The sequence below is a fragment of the Streptomyces sp. NPDC001914 genome, from assembly GCF_042891215.1.
In the GTDB taxonomy this organism is placed as follows: domain Bacteria; phylum Actinomycetota; class Actinomycetes; order Streptomycetales; family Streptomycetaceae; genus Streptomyces.
This window is the reverse complement of the sequence record NZ_JBIASW010000026.1, coordinates 37,158-53,853: the sequence shown is the minus strand read 5'-3', so window position 1 is coordinate 53,853 and position 16,696 is coordinate 37,158. Positions and strand designations below refer to the sequence as shown.

Sequence of the window (16,696 nt, the reverse complement as noted above, 5' to 3'; positions counted from 1 at the left end):
TCGGAAACCCGGAAAAGGCGTACGGACGCACGACATTCACGATCTGTCATGACCGGGAACGAACATCGTCTGACTAGACTACGCACCCTCGTGCACGTGATCGCGCCACGCGCGGGCAAGTCCGTTCCCGAAGGGTTCTCGACGCTTGATAGCCATCGAAGATGTCAGCAAGCGATACGCCGACGGCACGGTGGCCGTCGATCGCCTGTCCCTCCAGATACCGAACCACTCCATCACCGTTCTCGTCGGACCTTCGGGCTGCGGCAAGACCACCACGCTCCGCATGATCAACCGCATGATCGAGCCGAGCAGCGGCACGATCCGCGTCGACGGCGAGGACATCCGCAGCCGCCCGGTCAACACCCTGCGCCGTTCGATGGGTTACGTCATCCAGAACGCCGGCCTGTTCCAGCACCGGACCGTCGTCGACAACATCGCCACTGTGCCCCGGCTGCTGGGCTGGTCCAAGCAGCGCGCGCGGGAACGCGCGACGGAACTGATGGAACGGGTCGGCCTCGACCCGGCCATGGCCCGCCGCTACCCGTACCAGCTCTCCGGAGGCCAGCAGCAACGGGTCGGCGTCGCCCGCGCGTTGGCGGCCGACCCGCCGATCCTGCTCATGGACGAGCCGTTCTCCGCGGTCGACCCGGTCGTACGCCGGGGCCTGCAGGAGGAGTTGCTGCGCATCCAGAGCGAACTGGGCAAGGCCATCGTGTTCGTCACCCACGACATGGACGAGGCGATCACCATCGGCGACCGCATCGCGGTGCTGCGCACCGGCGGCAGGCTCGCCCAGTTCGCCTCCCCCGACGAGATCCTCTCGGCGCCGGCCGATCCGTTCGTCGAGCAGTTCCTCGGCTCCGACCGGGGCATCCGCGGTCTGTCGTTCCTGAGCACCGACGATCTCGAACTCGACCGCTCCCGGGTCTTCCCCGTCGGCTCCGACTGGCGGGAGATCGCCGCACGCGGACCCGAAGGGACGCCCGTGCTGGTCACCGACGCCGACCGCAGGCCGCTCGGCTGGGCCGACCCCGGAAGCTGGGGCGGGGACATCGGGGACCTCGAACCGTACGGCCCGGGCTTCGAGGCCGGCCGCGACTCGCTGCGGGTCGCCCTGGACCGGGCCGTGCTGTCGCCGACCGGCCGGGCTGTCGCCCTCGACGGCTCGGGGAAGGTCCTCGGGGTCGCCGGACAGGAGACCATCGCCGCGGCGATCCGGTCGGCCCGGCGGCGACGGGCGGCGGACTCCCCGCCGGCGGCGCCGACGGCGAAGGCCGCGCGATGAACGGGTACTTCGACATGCCGAGCGCCATCCAGCACGGCTACGGCGGCCTGATCGCCCTCCACATGGAGGAGGCGCTCCTGCCCGTGCTGGCCGGCCTGCTGCTCTCCCTGCCGATCGGACTGCTCTGCGTCCACTTCGACTGGCTCTACGCGCCGGTGCTGTGGACCTCGACGGTCCTCTACGCGATCCCCTCGATCGCCTTCTTCGTGGTGCTCATCGACTACACCGGGCTGAGTCAACTCACCGTGATGATCCCGTTGTGTCTGTACAGCCTGGTCGTGCTCGTCCCGGCGGTCGTCGACGGGGTCCGGTCGGTCCCCGAGGAGACTAACGCCGCCGCCTCGGCCATGGGCATCGGGCCCGCGCGCCGCTACTTCCAGGTCCAACTGCCCATCGCCGTACCGGCGATCATGGCCGGACTGCGGGTGGCCGTCGCCTCCAGCATCAGCCTGGTGAGCGTCGGCGCGCTGATCGGCAACCAGGGCGCCTTCGGAAACCTGCTGACGTACGCGCAGTTGTACAGCCTCCCCCGGCTCGCCGTGACGGCCGTGGTCACCCTGGCCGTTCTCGCGATCGTGATCGACGCCCTGCTGGTCCTGCTGCGGCGGCTGCTCACTCCCTGGCAGCCTCCGTCCGGCCGCGCCACCGGGCGCTCCGCGGTCACGACCGCGGACGCCGCCCGCGTCCCGGAGGGCGCCTCGTGAACGTACTGCACTTCATGCAGGCCTTCTTCAGCGACGGCTCCCACTGGCACGGTTACGACGGCATCCCGCAACGCGTGTGGGAGCACGTCCAGTACACGGCCGGGGCCCTCGCGATCGCGTCGGCCATCGGTCTGCCGATCGGGCTGGTCACCGGGCACACGGGGCGCGGCGGCAACGCGCTGGCCTTCCTGTCCGCGGGGGCCCGGGCGCTGCCGACCTTCGGGCTCCTGGTGCTGATGTTCATCTGGCTGGGCCTCGGCATCGTGCCGGTGATGATCCCGCTCGTGGTGCTGGCGATCCCGCCGGTCCTCGTCACCACCTACGAGGCGGTCCGCACCGTGGACCCGTCCCCCGTCGACGCCGCCCGCGGCATGGGCATGCCGGAATCGCGGATCCTGTTCCAGGTCGAGGTGCCCGCGGCACTGCCGCTGATCCTCAGCGGGCTGCGCTCGGCGACGGTCCAGATCGTCTCCACGGCCACGATCGCGGCGTACGTCTCCCTCGGCGGGGTCGGCCGGTACATCGTGGACGGCATGTACCAGCACAACTACGAGAAGGTGGCCGGCGGAGCCGCCGTCACCGCCGTTCTCGCGCTGTTCGTCCTCGTGCTCTTCTGGGGCGCGAGCCGGGTGGCGGTCTCTCCCGGAGTCAGCAGACGCCGGACCTCGTAGCAGGACGGATAGGGGGAGGGGGACAGCCCCAGGGCTGTCCCCCTCCCCCTATCCGTATCCGTCCCCGTTCCGGTCCCCGCGCGGGCCGGGCTCGCGGGCGGGTGGCGTCCCTCAGGAACGCTCCCGTGGGGCGTGCGCCCCGCCCTCGGCCCTGGCGAGTGCGTGTTCGAGGACGACGAGCAGCGCGTCCCGCACGGACCCCCGGTCGCGGGCGTCGAACACGGTCAGCGGCACGTGGTCGGCGACGTCGAGCGCCCACCGTACGTCGTCCAGATCGTGTTCGACCTTGCCGTCGAAGGCGTTGACGGCCACCGCGAAGGGGATCTCGCGGTGCTCGAAGTAGTCCACGGCCGCGTAGCAGTCGTCGAGCCGCCGGGTGTCGACGATGACGAGCCCGCCGAGCGCGCCCTCGACGAGGTCGTCCCACATGAACCCGAACCGCTCCTGGCCGGGGGTTCCGAACAGGTAGAGCTTCAGCGTCGGGTCCAGGGTGACGCAGCCGAAGTCCATGGCGACCGTCGTCGTCACCTTCTCCGGGGTGTGGGTGAGGTCGTCGACACCGGCCGCGACCGAGGTGATGGACGCCTCGGTCGTCAGCGGCTCGATCTCCGAAATGGCCCCCACCGTCGTGGTCTTGCCCACGCCGAAGCCGCCCGCGATCACCATCTTCACCGGCAGCGGCGGCCGGGGACGCTCGTCGTCATCCCTCACGGATCGCGCCCCGGGAGTCGGGGACAGCTCTGAGACCATCGATCACCCTTCGCAGAACAGTGACATCGCGGTTGGAACGGGCCTGCGGCGCGTACAGGACCAGTTGCCCGTCGGCGCGCAGATCATCGGCGAGAACCCGGACCACGTTCAAATGCATCCTCAGTCTCGCCGCGATCTCCGCGAGCGACTGCGGCTCGCGGCAGACCGTGATGATGTCGCGGTGCTGGTCGAAGACGAAACGGTCCAGTGCCGCCAGCCCCACATGCGTGGCCACCACCTGGGTCTCGATCGGGATCGGCGGTACGAGACTGTCGCCGCCTGCGATCCGTCCCGCGGTCAGCAGGAACGGCCGGACGACCGAGGCGGGGCGTTCCCCGCCCCGTTCGGCGTCGTCGTCGGCCAGTGGCTCGCCGGACGTCATCACGTCCTCCCCCTTCAACTCGACACGCGTCACCGGTCATGTGACGCGCCGCCGGACATCGGTCCGCCCGTGGTCAGCCGGCCGGTGCGATGCCCACGGTTCTCTTCAGCTCCATCACCAGTTGCGGACTGAGCACCGCACCGGCCCGGTTGGCGAACAGGGTCATCTCGTAGGCGATGTTGCCGAGCTTCGCCTCCTTCGAGGTGACCACTCCGAGCACCGCTCCGGCGCCGAGCGAGGACACCAGCACGTGCCCTTCCTCCAGGTCGATGATGACCTTGTTGAGGCTGCCGAGGCCGTAGTTGCCGGAGGCCCCCATGGCGAGGCTGGTGATGCCGGAGACGATCGCCGCGAGCCGCTCGGAGTCGGCCTGGCCGCGCAGTTGGGAGACCGCGATGAGCAGTCCGTCGGAGGAGACACCGATCACGTCGACGACCCCGGCCGTCTCGGTCGCGAATCGGTTGAGCAGCCAGTTGAAGTCGGCGGCGGCCGTCTTCACGTCCGCCGCGGGTTCCGCTGTCCGGGACTCGGGTCCGCCTGTCCACATGGTCACGTGCTCATGCCTTCCGGGGAAGAGGGTCTTCTGTTCTGGGTGTCGGTCCCGGCCGGGCCGCCGGGTCTGCCGCCCGGCCGGGTCACGACGGTCTCTCGGTCCTCGGCCGCGCTCTCGCGCTCGGCCCGCAGGACGGCGGCCTCGAACTCGTCGAGTTCGGAGCGCGCTGCCTCGGCGTCCGTGGGCTGCCAGGAGGGCGGCCTGCGGTGGGTGGGGGGTTCCGTGGGCCGGGGCAGCCGGCTCGCCGCGGTGCCGGCCGACAGGGTCGCCCCGCGCACCCGCCGGCGCAGCGGGCCGGCCTCGCCGGCCCGCGCCGGGCCGGTGGGTGCCGGGTCGGCTCCGCTGCCGGGGCGGGCGCCGCCGTGCGTCGCCGCGCGCTCGGTGCCGGTGTCCGTCGCCTCCGAACGGCGTGCGTGGCCGGGGGATTCGGCGGTCCGGGACCAGGAGGGGACCCTGCGCGGCAGGCCGGCGGGTCCGGTCGGCGCCTCGATCCGCGCCTGACGCGGCTCGCTGGGGCCGGAACGGCGCGGCGGCGGCTGCATGCGCGGGGCCCGCGCGGGGGCGGAGATCTGGTTGCCGGGCACGAGGTGGGCCGCGGGCACCGCGACGGTGGCGGTGACACCGCCGCCGGGGGTACGGGACAGGGCGACCTCGATGCCCCAGCGCCGGGACAGGCCGCCGACCACGAACAGGCCGAGCACCTCCGTCGGCGCCAGGTCGAGGCGCTCGCGCCTGATCAGCCGGGCGTTCTCCTGCTCCAGCCGCTCGGGGCTCATGCCGAGACCGTGGTCGATGATCTCCACGAGGGCTCCGCCGCCCTGGTGACGGGGCCGCAGGACGACCTCGACGCCGCTGGTCGCCGGGGAGAACATCACGGCGTTCTCCAGGAGTTCGGCGAGCATCAGGGTCAGGTCGCCGACGATGTCGGGGACGACGTTGACATCGCCCTCGGCGTGCGGGGTGACGCGCTGGTAGCCCTCGATCTGGCCGAGCGCGGCGCGCACGATGTTGCTGAGCCGCATCGGTTCGGTGTTCAGGCCGGTCTCGCTGATCCCGGCGAGCAGCATGAGGCTGTCGGCGTTGCGCTGCAGGCGGACGGCGATGTGGTCGATGCGGTAGAGCCGGTCCAGCACCTCGGGGTCGGTCTCGCCGCGCTCCACGGAGTCGATCAGGGCGAGTTGGCGGGCCGTCAGGTTGCTGACCCGGCGGCCGACGTTGCCGAACATCTCGGCGATGTTGCGCCGGCTGACGACCTGGCGTTCCAGCAGCGCGCTCGCGGTGACCTGAACCTGGTTGAAGGCTTCGGCCAGTTCACCGATCTCGTCGCGCACCGGCACGGGAACGGCCTCCAGGCGCGGCGGGCCAGCGTCGTCGGCGTCGTCGTCCGCGACCCGGGCGAGTTCGCTCTTGGCGGCGCCGGCCACGTGCTGGGCCGCCGCCGTGAGCGTGCGCACGGTCCGCACCACGGAGCGCCGGGTGAGTACGGAGAAGGCGAGCCAGGCGGTGAAGGCGGCCAGGATGCCGGCGACCAGCCAGACCACCCGCCACCAGGCGGCGTTCGACGCGGACTGGGCCTTCTCCGCGATCCCGCCGATCAGCGACTGGACGATCTTCAGCCGGTTCTCGGCCTGCCGCTCGTAGGTGGGGTCGGCGCGCAGTGCCTCGTCGAGCGCGGCCCGCAGCTGGGTCGCGTTCTCGGCGACCAGCGCTCCGGTGTCGACCTGGAGCGCCGCCCAGTGCTGGGTGATGACGCTCTGGTACGGGCTGTGCTCGATCTCGGCGAGGTCGGTGCCCTGCTCCGGTCCGGCGAACCGGGTGAACCGCTCGGCCTGGTAGGTGTACTGGTCGTAGTCGCCGACGGCGCCGGTGAACTCGATGAGCGCGTTGGCGTCACGGGTGCGGGCGGCGAAGACGCTGGTCTCGAAGGAGGCGTGGGCGGTGTCGGCGCGCAGCAGGGCGTCGAGCAGATTGCCGGCGGACGCGGAGGACTCGCTGCCCGAGCGGCCGAGGCCGAGGCCGTCGATCAGCCCCTCGATCACCGATCCGTAGGCCGGGTCGATGTTGTCGGCGGGGATGGGGCCCTCTTCGACGGTCGTACGGAGGCTGTCCAGGCCCTCGAGTTCCTTCAGCGCCTGCGCCTCGCCTTCGGGCAGCCGGTCGCCGTAGGCGGTGCGGACGGCCGCGATGCGGGCGCCGACCTTGTCCTGGGCCGCCAGATAGGCGGCGGTGTCCGGGGCGTCCTTCCCCTTCCCCGAACCGGCGGCCTCGTAGCGCAGCGAGACCAGCAGTGCCTGCCGGTGCTCGGTCTGCACGGCGTCGATGAGTTTCGTCACCTGCGTGCTGTCGCGGACGAGCTGGGCGGTGTCGGCGGCGGACCGTGCCTTGCCGATTTCTCCGGAGACGACATAGGCGAGCATCACGGAGATGACGGCCAGCGGCACGATCACCAGGACATTGAGTTTGCGGCGGAAAGGCCAGCGGTCCAGCAGAGATGGTGTCCGGCCGGTCCCGAGAGCAGTGGACGGCTGCCCCGAGGCGGCCTTTCTGTGCGCGGGCACCCAACCTCCTTGACTTCATTCCCCGTTGGCAGCCCAATGGCAGGCTTGCGTGGATCAATGGTCACGAGCAGCGCGATCGGGCCGACAAGTGGAAGGGGGCCCTCGACGCGGCCAACACTAGCGGCTGCCGTCAGAGTACGGCCATGATCAACCGAAAAGTGGCACGCGAAGAAGCCTGGTTCGCTCATGTTTCAGTCACGTTGCGCCTACGGGCTGAAGCTGCGCGGTCCCCATCAGTAGTGATCTATTCGTGTCTTGACGGTAGTTGAGGCGGCTCGATTGGATCGTCAGGTTCCGTCACCCGAGCCCACCAGCCACCGACGCCCCGCCGATTGCCAAGTCTGGATGAACAAGTGACCATCGCCAGAAGCACTCGTACCTCCGCAACCTCCGCTGTATCCCTGCTGGTTGTGGCCGCCGCCGCGCTGACGGGCTGCGGTTCCTCCGACGACTCGGGCAACAAGGACCCGTTGAAGGGCGACGCCGCCAAGGCCGGTACGGTCGTGGTCGGCTCCAACAACTTCCCCGAGAGCATCCTGCTCGCCGACATCTACGGCGAAGCGCTCAAGTCCAAGGGAATCAAGGTCAGTTACAAGCTGAACATCGGCAGCCGCGAGACCACGTACGGACTGATCAAGAACGGCACCATCACGGTCCTTCCGGAGTACAACGGCGCACTGCTCGCCTACCTGGACGCCAAGGCCGCGCCGACGTCCGTCGACGAGACCAGCCAGGCCATCTCCGCCAAGCTCGACCCGAAGCTCTCGCTGCTGGAGCCGTCCGAGGCCCAGGACAAGGACGCGATCGCCCTGAACGAGGCGACGGCCAAGAAGTACAACCTCACCGAGAAGTCGTCCATCAGCGACCTCGCCGACGCGGCGAAGGACCTGGTCGTCGGCGGCTCGCCCGAGTTCCAGACCCGGCAGCAGGGCCTGAAGGGCCTGAAGTCCGTATACGGTCTCGATTTCAAGAGTTTCAAGGCACTGGACGCGGGCGGCCCGCTCACCGTGGCGGCCCTGAAGGGGAACAGCATCCAGGCCGCGGACATCTTCACGACGGACCCCGGAATCAGCAAGAACAAGTTTGTCGTGCTACAGGACACCAAGAATCTTTTCGGATTCGAGAATGTAACTCCGCTGACATACAAGAGCGCTCTTCCGGCGGCCGGAGTCTCCGTCCTCAACGACGTCTCGTCGAAGCTCGACACCGAAACCCTGGTGAAGCTCAACAGCGAGGTGCAGGACGGCAACAAGGACCCGCTGGACGTCGCCAAGAACTGGCTGGCCTCCGCGGGACTGAGCTGACGCCGCTGCCGGCGGCCGGACGACGGGCGCCTCGGGCCGGGAGGCAGTCCTCCCGGCCCGGCCCCTCGACGACGACGGTCACGGTGTACGGCTGAGGAGTGAAGTCCGTCATGCTCGAGCGCACGGCCGAGGCCGCCCCGGTTCCCGGAGCCCCGGCCCCCGACAACCCGCCCGCCGGGACCGCGCCGATCGGTTACGCACCGACCGGTGGCGCACCGACCGGTGGCGCACCGACCGGTGCCGTCCTCGACGGCACCGGCCTCGGTGCCGCGATGGTGGCCCGGGTCGCCGACGGGGCGCCGCCGCCTTCCCTGAGCCCCGTCGCGCTCGAGGCGATGGAACGCACCCGGCGGGCGGCCCATCGGCTGGCCGCGGAGGGCGCCCGTGTCTACGGACGCAGCACCGGCGTGGGAGCGCACCGGGGTCTGGCCGTCGAGGAACACGACGGCGCGGGCCACGATCTGCGGCTCCTGCTGAGCCACGCGGGCGGGGTGGGCGAGGCGCTGCCCGCCCGCCACGTCCGCGCGATGATGGTGGTACGGGTCAATCAACTCCTCGCCGCAGGGTCGGGGTTGGGTCCCGAGATCGCCACGGCCCTCGCACGGGCCCTGCGGGCGGGAGCGCATCCCCGGGTTCCCGAGTACGGGTCCGTGGGCACCGGTGACCTGACCGCGCTGGCCCGACTGGGGCTCGTGCTCTTCGGCCATGACACGTGGCTGCCCGAAAGCCCCCTGCTCGACGGACCGTTGGCCGGTCATCCCCTTCCCGAGCCCCTTCCGCTGCGCCGCGGGGACGCGCTGGCCCTGATGAGCAGCAACGCCCTCACCCTCGGAGAATCCGCGCTCGCCTGGCACGACCTCGGGACACCGCTGCGCGCCGCGCCCGTCGTGGCCTCGCTCGCCCTGCACGCCGTGGACGGCTCGCTCGAACCGTACGCACCGGAGGTCCACGCGGCCCATGGGCACCCGTGGGTCGCCCGGGTGGCGGCCCGCGTCCGGTGGCTGCTCGGCGCGGTGGCCGGAGCCGGGGACGGTGCGGGCACACGTGCGGAAGCGGGCACGGGGACAGCAACGGCCGCAGGTGTACCGGTGCCGTCGGGCGGCGTGCCGACCCGGGTACAGGACCCCTTCGGCTTCCGGTGCTTCCCGCAGGCTCACGGCCCCGCGATGGAGGCGTGGTCCGATCTGGAGCGGGTGCTGTCCATCGACCTCAACGCCGCCACCGAGAACCCCTTCATCGGCTGGGACGAGGCCACGGGCACTCCGGTCGCCCGGCATCACGGGGGCTTCTTCACCGCGCCGCTCGCCCTCGCGCTCGACCGGCTGGGCCTCGCCGCGCTCGGCACGGCCCGGCTCTCGGCGGCCCGGCTGTCCGCCCTCGGGCGACCCGAACTGACCGGCCGTCGCTCCTACTTGGCCGACGCCTCCTCGGCCGGGTCCGGAATGATGATCCTGGAGTACGGCGCCGCCTCCGCCCTCGCCGAGATGCAGGCGTGCGCCACCCCGGCCTCGCTCGGGCATGTCGTGCTGTCCCAGGGCGTGGAGGAGGCGGCGACCTTCGCGACCCAGGCGGCGCGCAAGACGCTGCGCGCCGCGAAGGCGTACCGGCTGGTCCTGGCCTGCGAACTCGTCGCCGCCGTCCGGGCGTTGCGGCAGCGCGGCACGCCGCCCGCGCCCGGCACCCCGGCGGGCCGGGCCTACCTGCGCGCGGCGGCGGCACTCGACCCGGACATGAGGGACCGCCCCCTCAGCGACGACGTGACCGTGGCGGCGGCCCTGCTCGACGGCTTCGCCGAACTCACCGACGAAGAGGAAGCACCCGAACGACTGGGCTAGAGTCGGCGCGGCCCCCGGTCGGACATTCCGCCGCGGGCGGGCTGTGCGTTGGGGGATGACGGCACCATGCGGTACGAGCACGTGGAACTCTCCGGGTACGAGATCCAGGAGGTCCTCGGCCGAGGCGGGTTCGCCACGGTCTACCGGGCCCGTCAGACGGCGGTGGGCCGGGACGTCGCGCTGAAGGTCGACAGCAGGGTCCTGGCCACGGAGCGCGACCGGCAGCGTTTCCTGCGCGAGGTCACGGCCGCGGGCCGGTTGTCCGGACATCCGCACGTGGTCCCGGTGTACGACGCGGGTGTCCTCGGCGACGACCGCCCGTACATGGTCATGGAGCTGTGTCCGGGCGGCTCGCTCGGCGACCGCCTGCACCGCGACGGCCCGCTCGCCGTCAAGGAGGCCCGGGACATCGGGCTCGGCATCGCCGACGCGCTGGCCGCGGCGCACGCCGCCGGGGTGCTGCACCGCGACATCAAGCCGGGCAACATCATGGTCAACCGGTACGGCGGGGCCGCCCTCACCGACTTCGGACTGGCCGCCATGCCGAGGCCCGGCCGGGAACTGTCGGTGACGCGCGAGGCGCTGACTCCGGCGTACGCGCCGCCGGAGGCCTTCCACCTGGCCGAACCCACGACGACGGGCGACGTCTACTCGCTCGCCGCCACGCTCTACGCGCTCCTGCGGGGCCGCCCACCGCACCACCCGGACGACGGCACCCAGCTCAGTCTCGCGGAGCTCATCGTCCGGCACACCTGGCCCTACACCGACCTGCCGGGCGTGCCGGGCTCCCTCAACGCAGCACTGAGGGCGGCCCTGGAGACGGATCCGGGCTCCCGGACACAAGACGCGCGGGCATTGCGGGACGCCCTGGCCGCCGTCGACGTCGACAGCGCCGCCCGGAGTGTCTTCGGGCCGGCGCCGGGGACGGCCGCCACCATCCCCGCCCACGGCGACGCGCCTCCCCCTTCCTGGACCCCGCCGGCCACGGTTCACCCATCGCCTGCCGACCGGCCTTCTACGGACCTACCACCCTCGGACCGACCGTCTCCGGGCCCGGGCCGTCCGGACGGCTCCTCCACCGGCGGTGGAGGGGCGAGCACGGTGACGGAGCCGGCGAACCGCGGGGGTTCTCGGCGGCGTCCGGTCCTGATCGGCGTGCTGGCGGCCGTCATGATCTCGGTCAGCGTGTCCGTCACCTGGGTGGTCAACGAGTACGGGTCGCCCGACGGCCCCGGCTCGTCCGTGGGCGACTCACCGGCACCGGGCACCTCGGGCAAGGCCTCGCCCCAGGGTGGTACGGCCTTCGGTGGCGTACGGACCACCCGAAGCGACTGCCCCGCCGCGGGCGTCGGGGGCGTGGGCGGCCGCTGTGTCACGAGCCCCGAGTGCTGGAGCGGCATCACCGACATCTCGGGGACGATCACCGTCAGCGGCGCCGACTGCCATGTCTCGCACGTGTGGCAGACCTTCGCCATCGCCCCGCTGCCCAAGGACGGGATGACCTACAACGCGAGGGACCTCGTCAAGCATCCCGACGTCAGGGCGCTGTGTTCCCAGCGGGTGATGCGGGACTCCCTCATGTCCGCGAGCCGTTCCGACGGCACCCACTGGGACGTCGACGTCCTGCCGCCGACCGCCCCGCAATGGGCCGAGGGACTACGGGTGTTCCGCTGCGTCGCCGCGGCGGAGACGGACGACGGCGAGATCACCGGCAGCCACTTCGGCGCGAGCGACTGACCTCGCTCGGTCGGGAACGGGCGCCGTCCGGGCGGGGGTTCAGGCTCCCGGGCCTCCTGTGCCGTTCCTGGGCCGGGTCAGCAGCCACTTCCAGCGCTCCCGCTCCGTCACACAGGTCGCGGCGGCCAGCGCGGTGGCCGGGATCGCCGCCCAGGCGGGCCAGGCGAGCCACGAGAACACCACCGCCGCGACCAGTTGGAGCAGCACCAGCAGCACCGTCACCCAACCGGGCACCGGAACGACGACGTTGGCCTTGTCCCCGGGCGTCGAGAAGACCGTCGGCAGACCGATGAGCAGCACCACGGACGCCACCGCGAGCAGCCACGAACGGTCGGACAGCGCCCAGGGGGTCGCCACCCAGGCCACGATCTCCGTCGTGAAACGCAGAACGGACGGCAGGCGGTCGTCGGGCCGCCCCGACGCGGTCGTTCCGGAAGCCATGTCGGTCACCGCGAAACGATCCCACGCCGGGCCCCCGATCACCAGCGACTCACGACTCCACCCCCACCGCCCCGTATCGCCAACGGCCGCCGTCAAGGCGACGGGCTCCAGGCGGCCACGAAGAAGGGCCGGATCCGAAGCGAGGTGTCACGCAACTCGGCCCTTTCTCCGCGGTGCCACGCAGGTCCGCGGAAGGAAGGTCCACGACCGCTTTGTGTACGTGGCCCCCAGGACCCGCCCACTCTCACGCAACCAGGGATAACGACGCTGCAATTCGATGTAGTTGTCGTTCGTGACGATGACCGCGGACGACTCGTCCGCGATGGCGACCACCAGTGCGTCCCCCTTGCCCTCGGTTCCGGCCGGGGGCTGAACGATGTCTCCCTTGCTGAGCGCGGAAATCACCTCCGCCCGCTCCGCCTCCGAGACCTTGTGCCGGAAACTCGCGTCCACGACCAGGTGGATGTCGGCATCCGGATACTTCTTCGCAAGCGCCTCGCGGGCCTCGACAAGTTGTGCGTAACTCGGGCGGTCGTCCGTTTCGTAGACACCGGGCCGACTGGGCGAGTGCCCGATCCAGGCCAGATTGGATCCATCGACCACGAGGGTGTGCACGTCGTCCCCCGGCTCGGAATCACCGACGCGAGAACGAGTGACCGTGGACTGCACTCCGCCACTCGTCGTATTGGACATGAGCAGAGGGGACGGAGCGAGATTGGTCGCCAGAAGGTCGTCCAGTTCCCTGCGCACCTCGGGAGTCGGCCCGCCGGAACCGAAGCTCTTCACCTCCTCGTCCACCACGACCTCACCTGTGTGCTCCAGGGTGGCCTTCACGTGCAGCAGCCCGTCCGAGTCGTACGTGTACTCCAGGTCGAACCGCGACTCTTCACGGGCACGGGGTGTCGGGTATTGCAGGGTCAACTCGGTCAGCTGGACGTTATCGGAGTCGGAGAGCTCCTTGTCGGGGTCTCCTTCCCAGATCTCCACGGTGAGCTTCCGCTCGTGATCTCGAGTGGGGGTATAGCTCTTCCGCTCGCTCCAAGGCAGGGGTGAGTTGCGGGGGATGATCTCACTGAACCGCCGGCGGCCCGTCGTGTCCTTGACCACCGTGCCCAGCGCGTGACTGTTGGCGACCTGAATGACCCCGGATGTCTCTTTGGCCAGAACGGCTGCCGCGATCGACGCGCCACGCGCCACCGCGGTCATCGGGTCGCACAGATGCGCGGGCACGGGTTCCATCTGAAGTGCTTCCGCCACCGCGGCACGAACACTCGGAATCTGGCTCGTGCCACCGATCATGAGGACGTCGTCCACGTCCAGCGGCGCCATGTGCAGATCTCTGAGACACTCCTCGAGAGGGGCCAGAGCACGATCGACGAGATCGGTAATCGCCTCCTCCAACTCCCCCTGGAAGATGTCCACTTCCCGACCGTCCGGGGTTCTGATCGTCACGGAGGGCTGGGAGGATAGAAGGATCTTGCTACGCTCCACATCGAGGCGGAACTGCCGTTCCTGAGCCGTGGTCCACTCCTTGCGCGCCGGCGCCCGGTCCAGGACCAGCTTGCGCAGCCGCCGGTCGATCTCCAGGCCGCCGAGCTCGGTCACACCGCGCGAAGCGCGCTCTTCGAAGAATCCGTCCTCGTAGTCCAGGACCGTGACATCGATCGTGCCACCGCCCCAGTCGAAGACGAGGATCTGCATGTCCTCACGCATGTCGTGCACGTACGAAATGGCCGCCGCCGTCGGCTCGTTGAGCAGGGCCTGCACCTCGATGCCGGCAAACCGCGCAGCGGCGCGAGTCCGGTAGCGAGCCGCGCCGGTGGCGTTAGCGGGAACGGTGATGACGGCTCGGTCGATGTCCGTAAGATTGTGGCGCGCACCATCCTTCATAGCTGTGAAGACACCAGCGGCGACGGTCGTGGCGGCGAAACGCCTTCCTTGCACAGTGACGTACTCGTCACTCTTGAGCAGACGCTTGCAAGCCTCGGCGGCCTCCTCCGAGCGCAGCTTCGCCTCCCAGCCGAAGAGCGGCCCTCTACGCAGGGAACTCATCCCTACGACCGAGGGGAAAAGCAGCTCGAAGCCCGGGTGGCGCCAGTCCGCGTCCAAATGGTGCGCGTCCAGCGGCAGTACCTCGACATCGTCCGCCTGCCACTGAGCCACAACGGAGTTGGTGGTGCCGAAGTCGATGCCCGTCGCGGTCATGCCTTCGCCTCCCCTTCAGCTGTGCTGTCGCAGTCTGTCGAGCCGACAACGCGGCGCAGCTGTCCGACCAGAATCAGTTTGTTCGTGGCCTGGTCCAGGTAGGCCGGGCGAACAATCTCGAATGCGTCGCCTTCGCCCTCGACGACCACGAACAGCTCCTGTTCGTCAGGCGTCTCGACGACGCGCACGCCGAGCCCGAGGAGGGCTTTCCGGATAGAGACCTGCCACTTCAGCGTACTCATCCGATTGCCCGAACCCCGTGCTTCGAGATCGCTCTCCACCATCCGGGCCAAGTGCTCTTCCCGGGTGCGGAATGCCTCGAGCACACCTTGTCTCAGAGCGGCCAACACCTCGGACTGCTTGGGTTGGTCTTCGTCGGGAATAGCGTCGAGCAGGCGGCCGGCGCTGTCCTTGAAGCGCTTCAGAAGCTCGCCGGGATCCAGCAGTTCCTCCGGCCTGTACATAAGAAGTTCAGGCGTGATGGATCTTCCCTTCGCTCCTCGTTGGCGAAAGCCTTGCGAATCGGTCTGGTTGGACCAGTGCCTGGGCTTGCTCATTCTGACGTCCTGTGCTGATGATCCGGGCGCCGGGGCGCATTGAGAAGGGTGGGAAGCAGGTCGGCGACGGCCTGGCGGCGAACGACCTCGAAGTCGGCGGGGTTTTCCGGCACTGTCCGCCTGGGCATGGGGGCGACCGGAGGCACCAGCGTCAGGGGTGGGCCGTCAGGCAGATCGAAGGAGCGGTCCTCCAAGGGCAAAGCGAAAAAGCCGGACCAGTCCTCATCCCGTTCGGCCTGCTGGATGCGGCGCATCGCCCGGTTGATCCGGGCCGCTTCGTCGCGTTCGTCTACATATGTACGGCGGAGGTCGCGGTAACGCTGTTTCCAGACTTCGGAGCCGTTGGGCAGCCCGAGTTCGAGGAAGGGGTTGGACGGGTGGGGCCGGTCGTTCCGCGGGGTCGCCCGACGCCGCCTGACCAGTTCCATGTTGGCCTCGACCAGCGGAGGAGGGTCGGGGATGCTCGAAAGCGCGATCAACGCGCTGTCCGTATCCTCCTCCAGCAACGCGAGGTACGCTCGCATGTTCAGTGACTCTGCGCGATGGTGCGGGTCACCCTCCTCGTGAGCTGCGAGCTTGGCCACCTGAGCACGGGCCTTCTTGAAGTCACCGGCGCAGATCACGTCGTAGGCATGACGCAGTGCCATCAGGGCGTGGAAGGGACCTCGGCCGGGACTGACCGCCGCTTTGGGTTCCCAAAGGGTGGCCATCAGCCGCCACAGGCCCCGGTCTTCGAGGACGTCGGGATCCCAGTTACCGGTGAGGGCACCGTCCTGAACGCGCCGCAGTCTCAGGACCAGAGGGCGAGACAGGTGCTGCTCGAGCTCCTTGAGCACGCCGGTGTCCCCTTCGGCTGCGCGGTGCAGAAGGTCGTAGGTGCTTCCTTCCTCGCAGTCGACGTCCTCGCCCTCGAGGAATCGCTGCCTCTGGACCGGCTGTTGCCAGCCGATGGCGGATGCGGTGAGCGGTTCCACTTGTTCAGGGGCGAGCCGGGCCAGCAGGTAGCAACGGTCGTAATCGTCGGAGCGCAGATTCCAGGGGGTGCTGTCAGGAGTGACCAAGCCTGCTTCCAGCAGGTCGTCGACCGTACCGAGCGGCGCCCAGGGCAGGATCCGGCCACGAACAGTCGACGGAAGGGTGACGAGATCCGCATGACGCATGGCGTACTGAAGCATGAACGCTCCTGACACGTCCTCGGTCACGGTCGGAAGAGCATCGTGCTCCAGGAGTTCCGGACCTGAACCCAGCAGGTGGTCCAAGCGTTGCTGACCGACCGGCGTGAGCCAGGGCAGCCCCGCGTCGTGGATCACCTCCATCACGGTGACAGTGTGACCTTCCCCGACCCTTTCGAGCACGGCGCGTACCGCAGCGGGGAGTTGCGCGACGGGATCGCCGTCCAGGCACTGCCGCACGGTCCGCACGGCCCAGTCAGGTGCGGCGCCGTCGCCGGGTTCGGCATCCAGGAGGTCCTTCAGGAGCCGTTCCACTCGGGGCACGGCTTCGGCACCGAACACTCCGGCCCTTCGCCAACGGCGCAGGGCGAATCCGTCTGGACCGCTCTCGGTGTCCGCTCCGGTCTTCGCCGTCTGAAGCCGTCGCGCACGACGTTGTTCGCGCCAGGCCTCGACCAGTTCCGCCCGCGACGAGGACGCCTCAGGCCCCTCACCCGGAACCGTCCCGTTCTCGTACTTCATCTGTCCTCGCACTGCTCGCA

At 69.9% G+C, this 16,696-nt stretch carries 14 protein-coding genes; 6 read left to right on the top strand and 8 right to left on the bottom strand.

What is annotated here, in order from left to right; genetic code table 11:
• Positions 1–145 precede the first annotated feature (145 nt).
• From ACFYYF_RS39255 to ACFYYF_RS39245, 3 genes are read left to right on the top strand one after another with little or no spacing between them, the layout of a single operon-like run.
• On the top strand, positions 146–1,285 hold the full coding sequence (locus ACFYYF_RS39255; protein ID WP_388783714.1) for an ABC transporter ATP-binding protein: 1,140 nt from the start codon (positions 146–148) through the stop codon (positions 1,283–1,285).
• Positions 1,282–1,989, top strand: coding sequence for an ABC transporter permease (locus ACFYYF_RS39250; protein WP_388783712.1), 708 nt, complete (start codon positions 1,282–1,284; stop codon positions 1,987–1,989). Before ACFYYF_RS39255 ends, ACFYYF_RS39250 begins: the two co-directional genes overlap by 4 nt.
• Entirely contained in the window at positions 1,986–2,660 is a 675-nt protein-coding gene (locus ACFYYF_RS39245) for an ABC transporter permease (protein WP_361692324.1), read from the top strand. The genes ACFYYF_RS39250 and ACFYYF_RS39245 overlap by 4 nt, the downstream gene beginning before the upstream one ends.
• A gap of 111 nt (positions 2,661–2,771) precedes the next feature.
• Here the strand turns inward: ACFYYF_RS39245 and ACFYYF_RS39240 are convergent, their stop codons facing one another.
• The 4 genes from ACFYYF_RS39240 to ACFYYF_RS39225 all read right to left on the bottom strand — a co-directional run bounded on the left by ACFYYF_RS39240 (position 2,772) and on the right by ACFYYF_RS39225 (position 6,903).
• Positions 2,772–3,410, bottom strand: coding sequence for an ATP/GTP-binding protein (locus ACFYYF_RS39240; RefSeq protein ID WP_388783709.1), 639 nt, complete (start codon positions 3,408–3,410; stop codon positions 2,772–2,774).
• A complete protein-coding gene (locus ACFYYF_RS39235) occupies positions 3,361–3,792 on the bottom strand; it encodes a DUF742 domain-containing protein (RefSeq protein ID WP_361692326.1) in 432 nt (143 codons plus the stop codon). The genes ACFYYF_RS39240 and ACFYYF_RS39235 overlap by 50 nt, the downstream gene beginning before the upstream one ends.
• 73 nt (positions 3,793–3,865) lie before the next feature.
• On the bottom strand, positions 3,866–4,339 hold the full coding sequence (locus ACFYYF_RS39230; RefSeq protein WP_388783753.1) for a roadblock/LC7 domain-containing protein: 474 nt from the start codon (positions 4,337–4,339) through the stop codon (positions 3,866–3,868).
• A 2-nt stretch (positions 4,340–4,341) separates the two neighbouring features.
• Complete coding sequence (locus tag ACFYYF_RS39225) at positions 4,342–6,903, bottom strand: ATP-binding protein (protein WP_388783706.1); 2,562 nt, start codon at positions 6,901–6,903, stop codon at positions 4,342–4,344.
• Positions 6,904–7,262: 359 nt separating this feature from the next.
• Between ACFYYF_RS39225 and ACFYYF_RS39220 the strand changes: the two genes are divergently transcribed.
• From ACFYYF_RS39220 to ACFYYF_RS39210, 3 genes are all read left to right on the top strand, one after another.
• A complete protein-coding gene (locus ACFYYF_RS39220) occupies positions 7,263–8,207 on the top strand; it encodes a glycine betaine ABC transporter substrate-binding protein (RefSeq protein ID WP_388783750.1) in 945 nt (314 codons plus the stop codon).
• Positions 8,208–8,317: 110 nt separating this feature from the next.
• Positions 8,318–10,042 carry an aromatic amino acid ammonia-lyase gene (locus tag ACFYYF_RS39215; protein WP_388783703.1) on the top strand — a complete coding sequence of 575 codons (1,725 nt, stop codon included), beginning with the start codon at positions 8,318–8,320 and terminating at the stop codon, positions 10,040–10,042.
• 66 nt (positions 10,043–10,108) lie between these two features.
• On the top strand, positions 10,109–11,779 hold the full coding sequence (locus tag ACFYYF_RS39210; RefSeq protein WP_388783700.1) for a protein kinase: 1,671 nt from the start codon (positions 10,109–10,111) through the stop codon (positions 11,777–11,779).
• A gap of 39 nt (positions 11,780–11,818) precedes the next feature.
• Here the strand turns inward: ACFYYF_RS39210 and ACFYYF_RS39205 are convergent, their stop codons facing one another.
• From ACFYYF_RS39205 to ACFYYF_RS39190, 4 genes are all read right to left on the bottom strand, one after another.
• The gene (locus ACFYYF_RS39205; protein ID WP_388783747.1) at positions 11,819–12,220 is read right to left on the bottom strand and encodes a hypothetical protein; all 402 of its coding nucleotides are present in this window, start codon (positions 12,218–12,220) and stop codon (positions 11,819–11,821) included.
• 147 nt (positions 12,221–12,367) lie between these two features.
• Positions 12,368–14,425: an Hsp70 family protein gene (locus ACFYYF_RS39200; RefSeq protein WP_388783697.1), complete on the bottom strand. Its 2,058-nt coding sequence runs from the start codon at positions 14,423–14,425 to the stop codon at positions 12,368–12,370.
• Positions 14,422–14,982, bottom strand: coding sequence for a hypothetical protein (locus ACFYYF_RS39195; RefSeq protein ID WP_388783694.1), 561 nt, complete (start codon positions 14,980–14,982; stop codon positions 14,422–14,424). The genes ACFYYF_RS39200 and ACFYYF_RS39195 overlap by 4 nt, the downstream gene beginning before the upstream one ends.
• The gene (locus ACFYYF_RS39190; protein ID WP_388783692.1) at positions 14,979–16,676 is read right to left on the bottom strand and encodes a hypothetical protein; all 1,698 of its coding nucleotides are present in this window, start codon (positions 16,674–16,676) and stop codon (positions 14,979–14,981) included. The genes ACFYYF_RS39195 and ACFYYF_RS39190 overlap by 4 nt, the downstream gene beginning before the upstream one ends.
• Between the last annotated feature and the right edge of the window lie 20 nt (positions 16,677–16,696).

Coding starts and splice junctions, on each gene's coding strand:
- ACFYYF_RS39250 (WP_388783712.1), top strand. CDS start 1,282: ATGAACGGGTACTTCGACATGCCGAGCGCCATCCAGCACGGCTACGGC.
- ACFYYF_RS39240 (WP_388783709.1), bottom strand. CDS start 3,410: ATGGTCTCAGAGCTGTCCCCGACTCCCGGGGCGCGATCCGTGAGGGAT.
- ACFYYF_RS39235 (WP_361692326.1), bottom strand. CDS start 3,792: ATGACGTCCGGCGAGCCACTGGCCGACGACGACGCCGAACGGGGCGGG.
- ACFYYF_RS39230 (WP_388783753.1), bottom strand. CDS start 4,339: ATGTGGACAGGCGGACCCGAGTCCCGGACAGCGGAACCCGCGGCGGAC.
- ACFYYF_RS39215 (WP_388783703.1), top strand. CDS start 8,318: ATGCTCGAGCGCACGGCCGAGGCCGCCCCGGTTCCCGGAGCCCCGGCC.
- ACFYYF_RS39210 (WP_388783700.1), top strand. CDS start 10,109: ATGCGGTACGAGCACGTGGAACTCTCCGGGTACGAGATCCAGGAGGTC.
- ACFYYF_RS39205 (WP_388783747.1), bottom strand. CDS start 12,220: ATGGCTTCCGGAACGACCGCGTCGGGGCGGCCCGACGACCGCCTGCCG.
- ACFYYF_RS39200 (WP_388783697.1), bottom strand. CDS start 14,425: ATGACCGCGACGGGCATCGACTTCGGCACCACCAACTCCGTTGTGGCT.
- ACFYYF_RS39195 (WP_388783694.1), bottom strand. CDS start 14,982: ATGAGCAAGCCCAGGCACTGGTCCAACCAGACCGATTCGCAAGGCTTT.
- ACFYYF_RS39190 (WP_388783692.1), bottom strand. CDS start 16,676: ATGAAGTACGAGAACGGGACGGTTCCGGGTGAGGGGCCTGAGGCGTCC.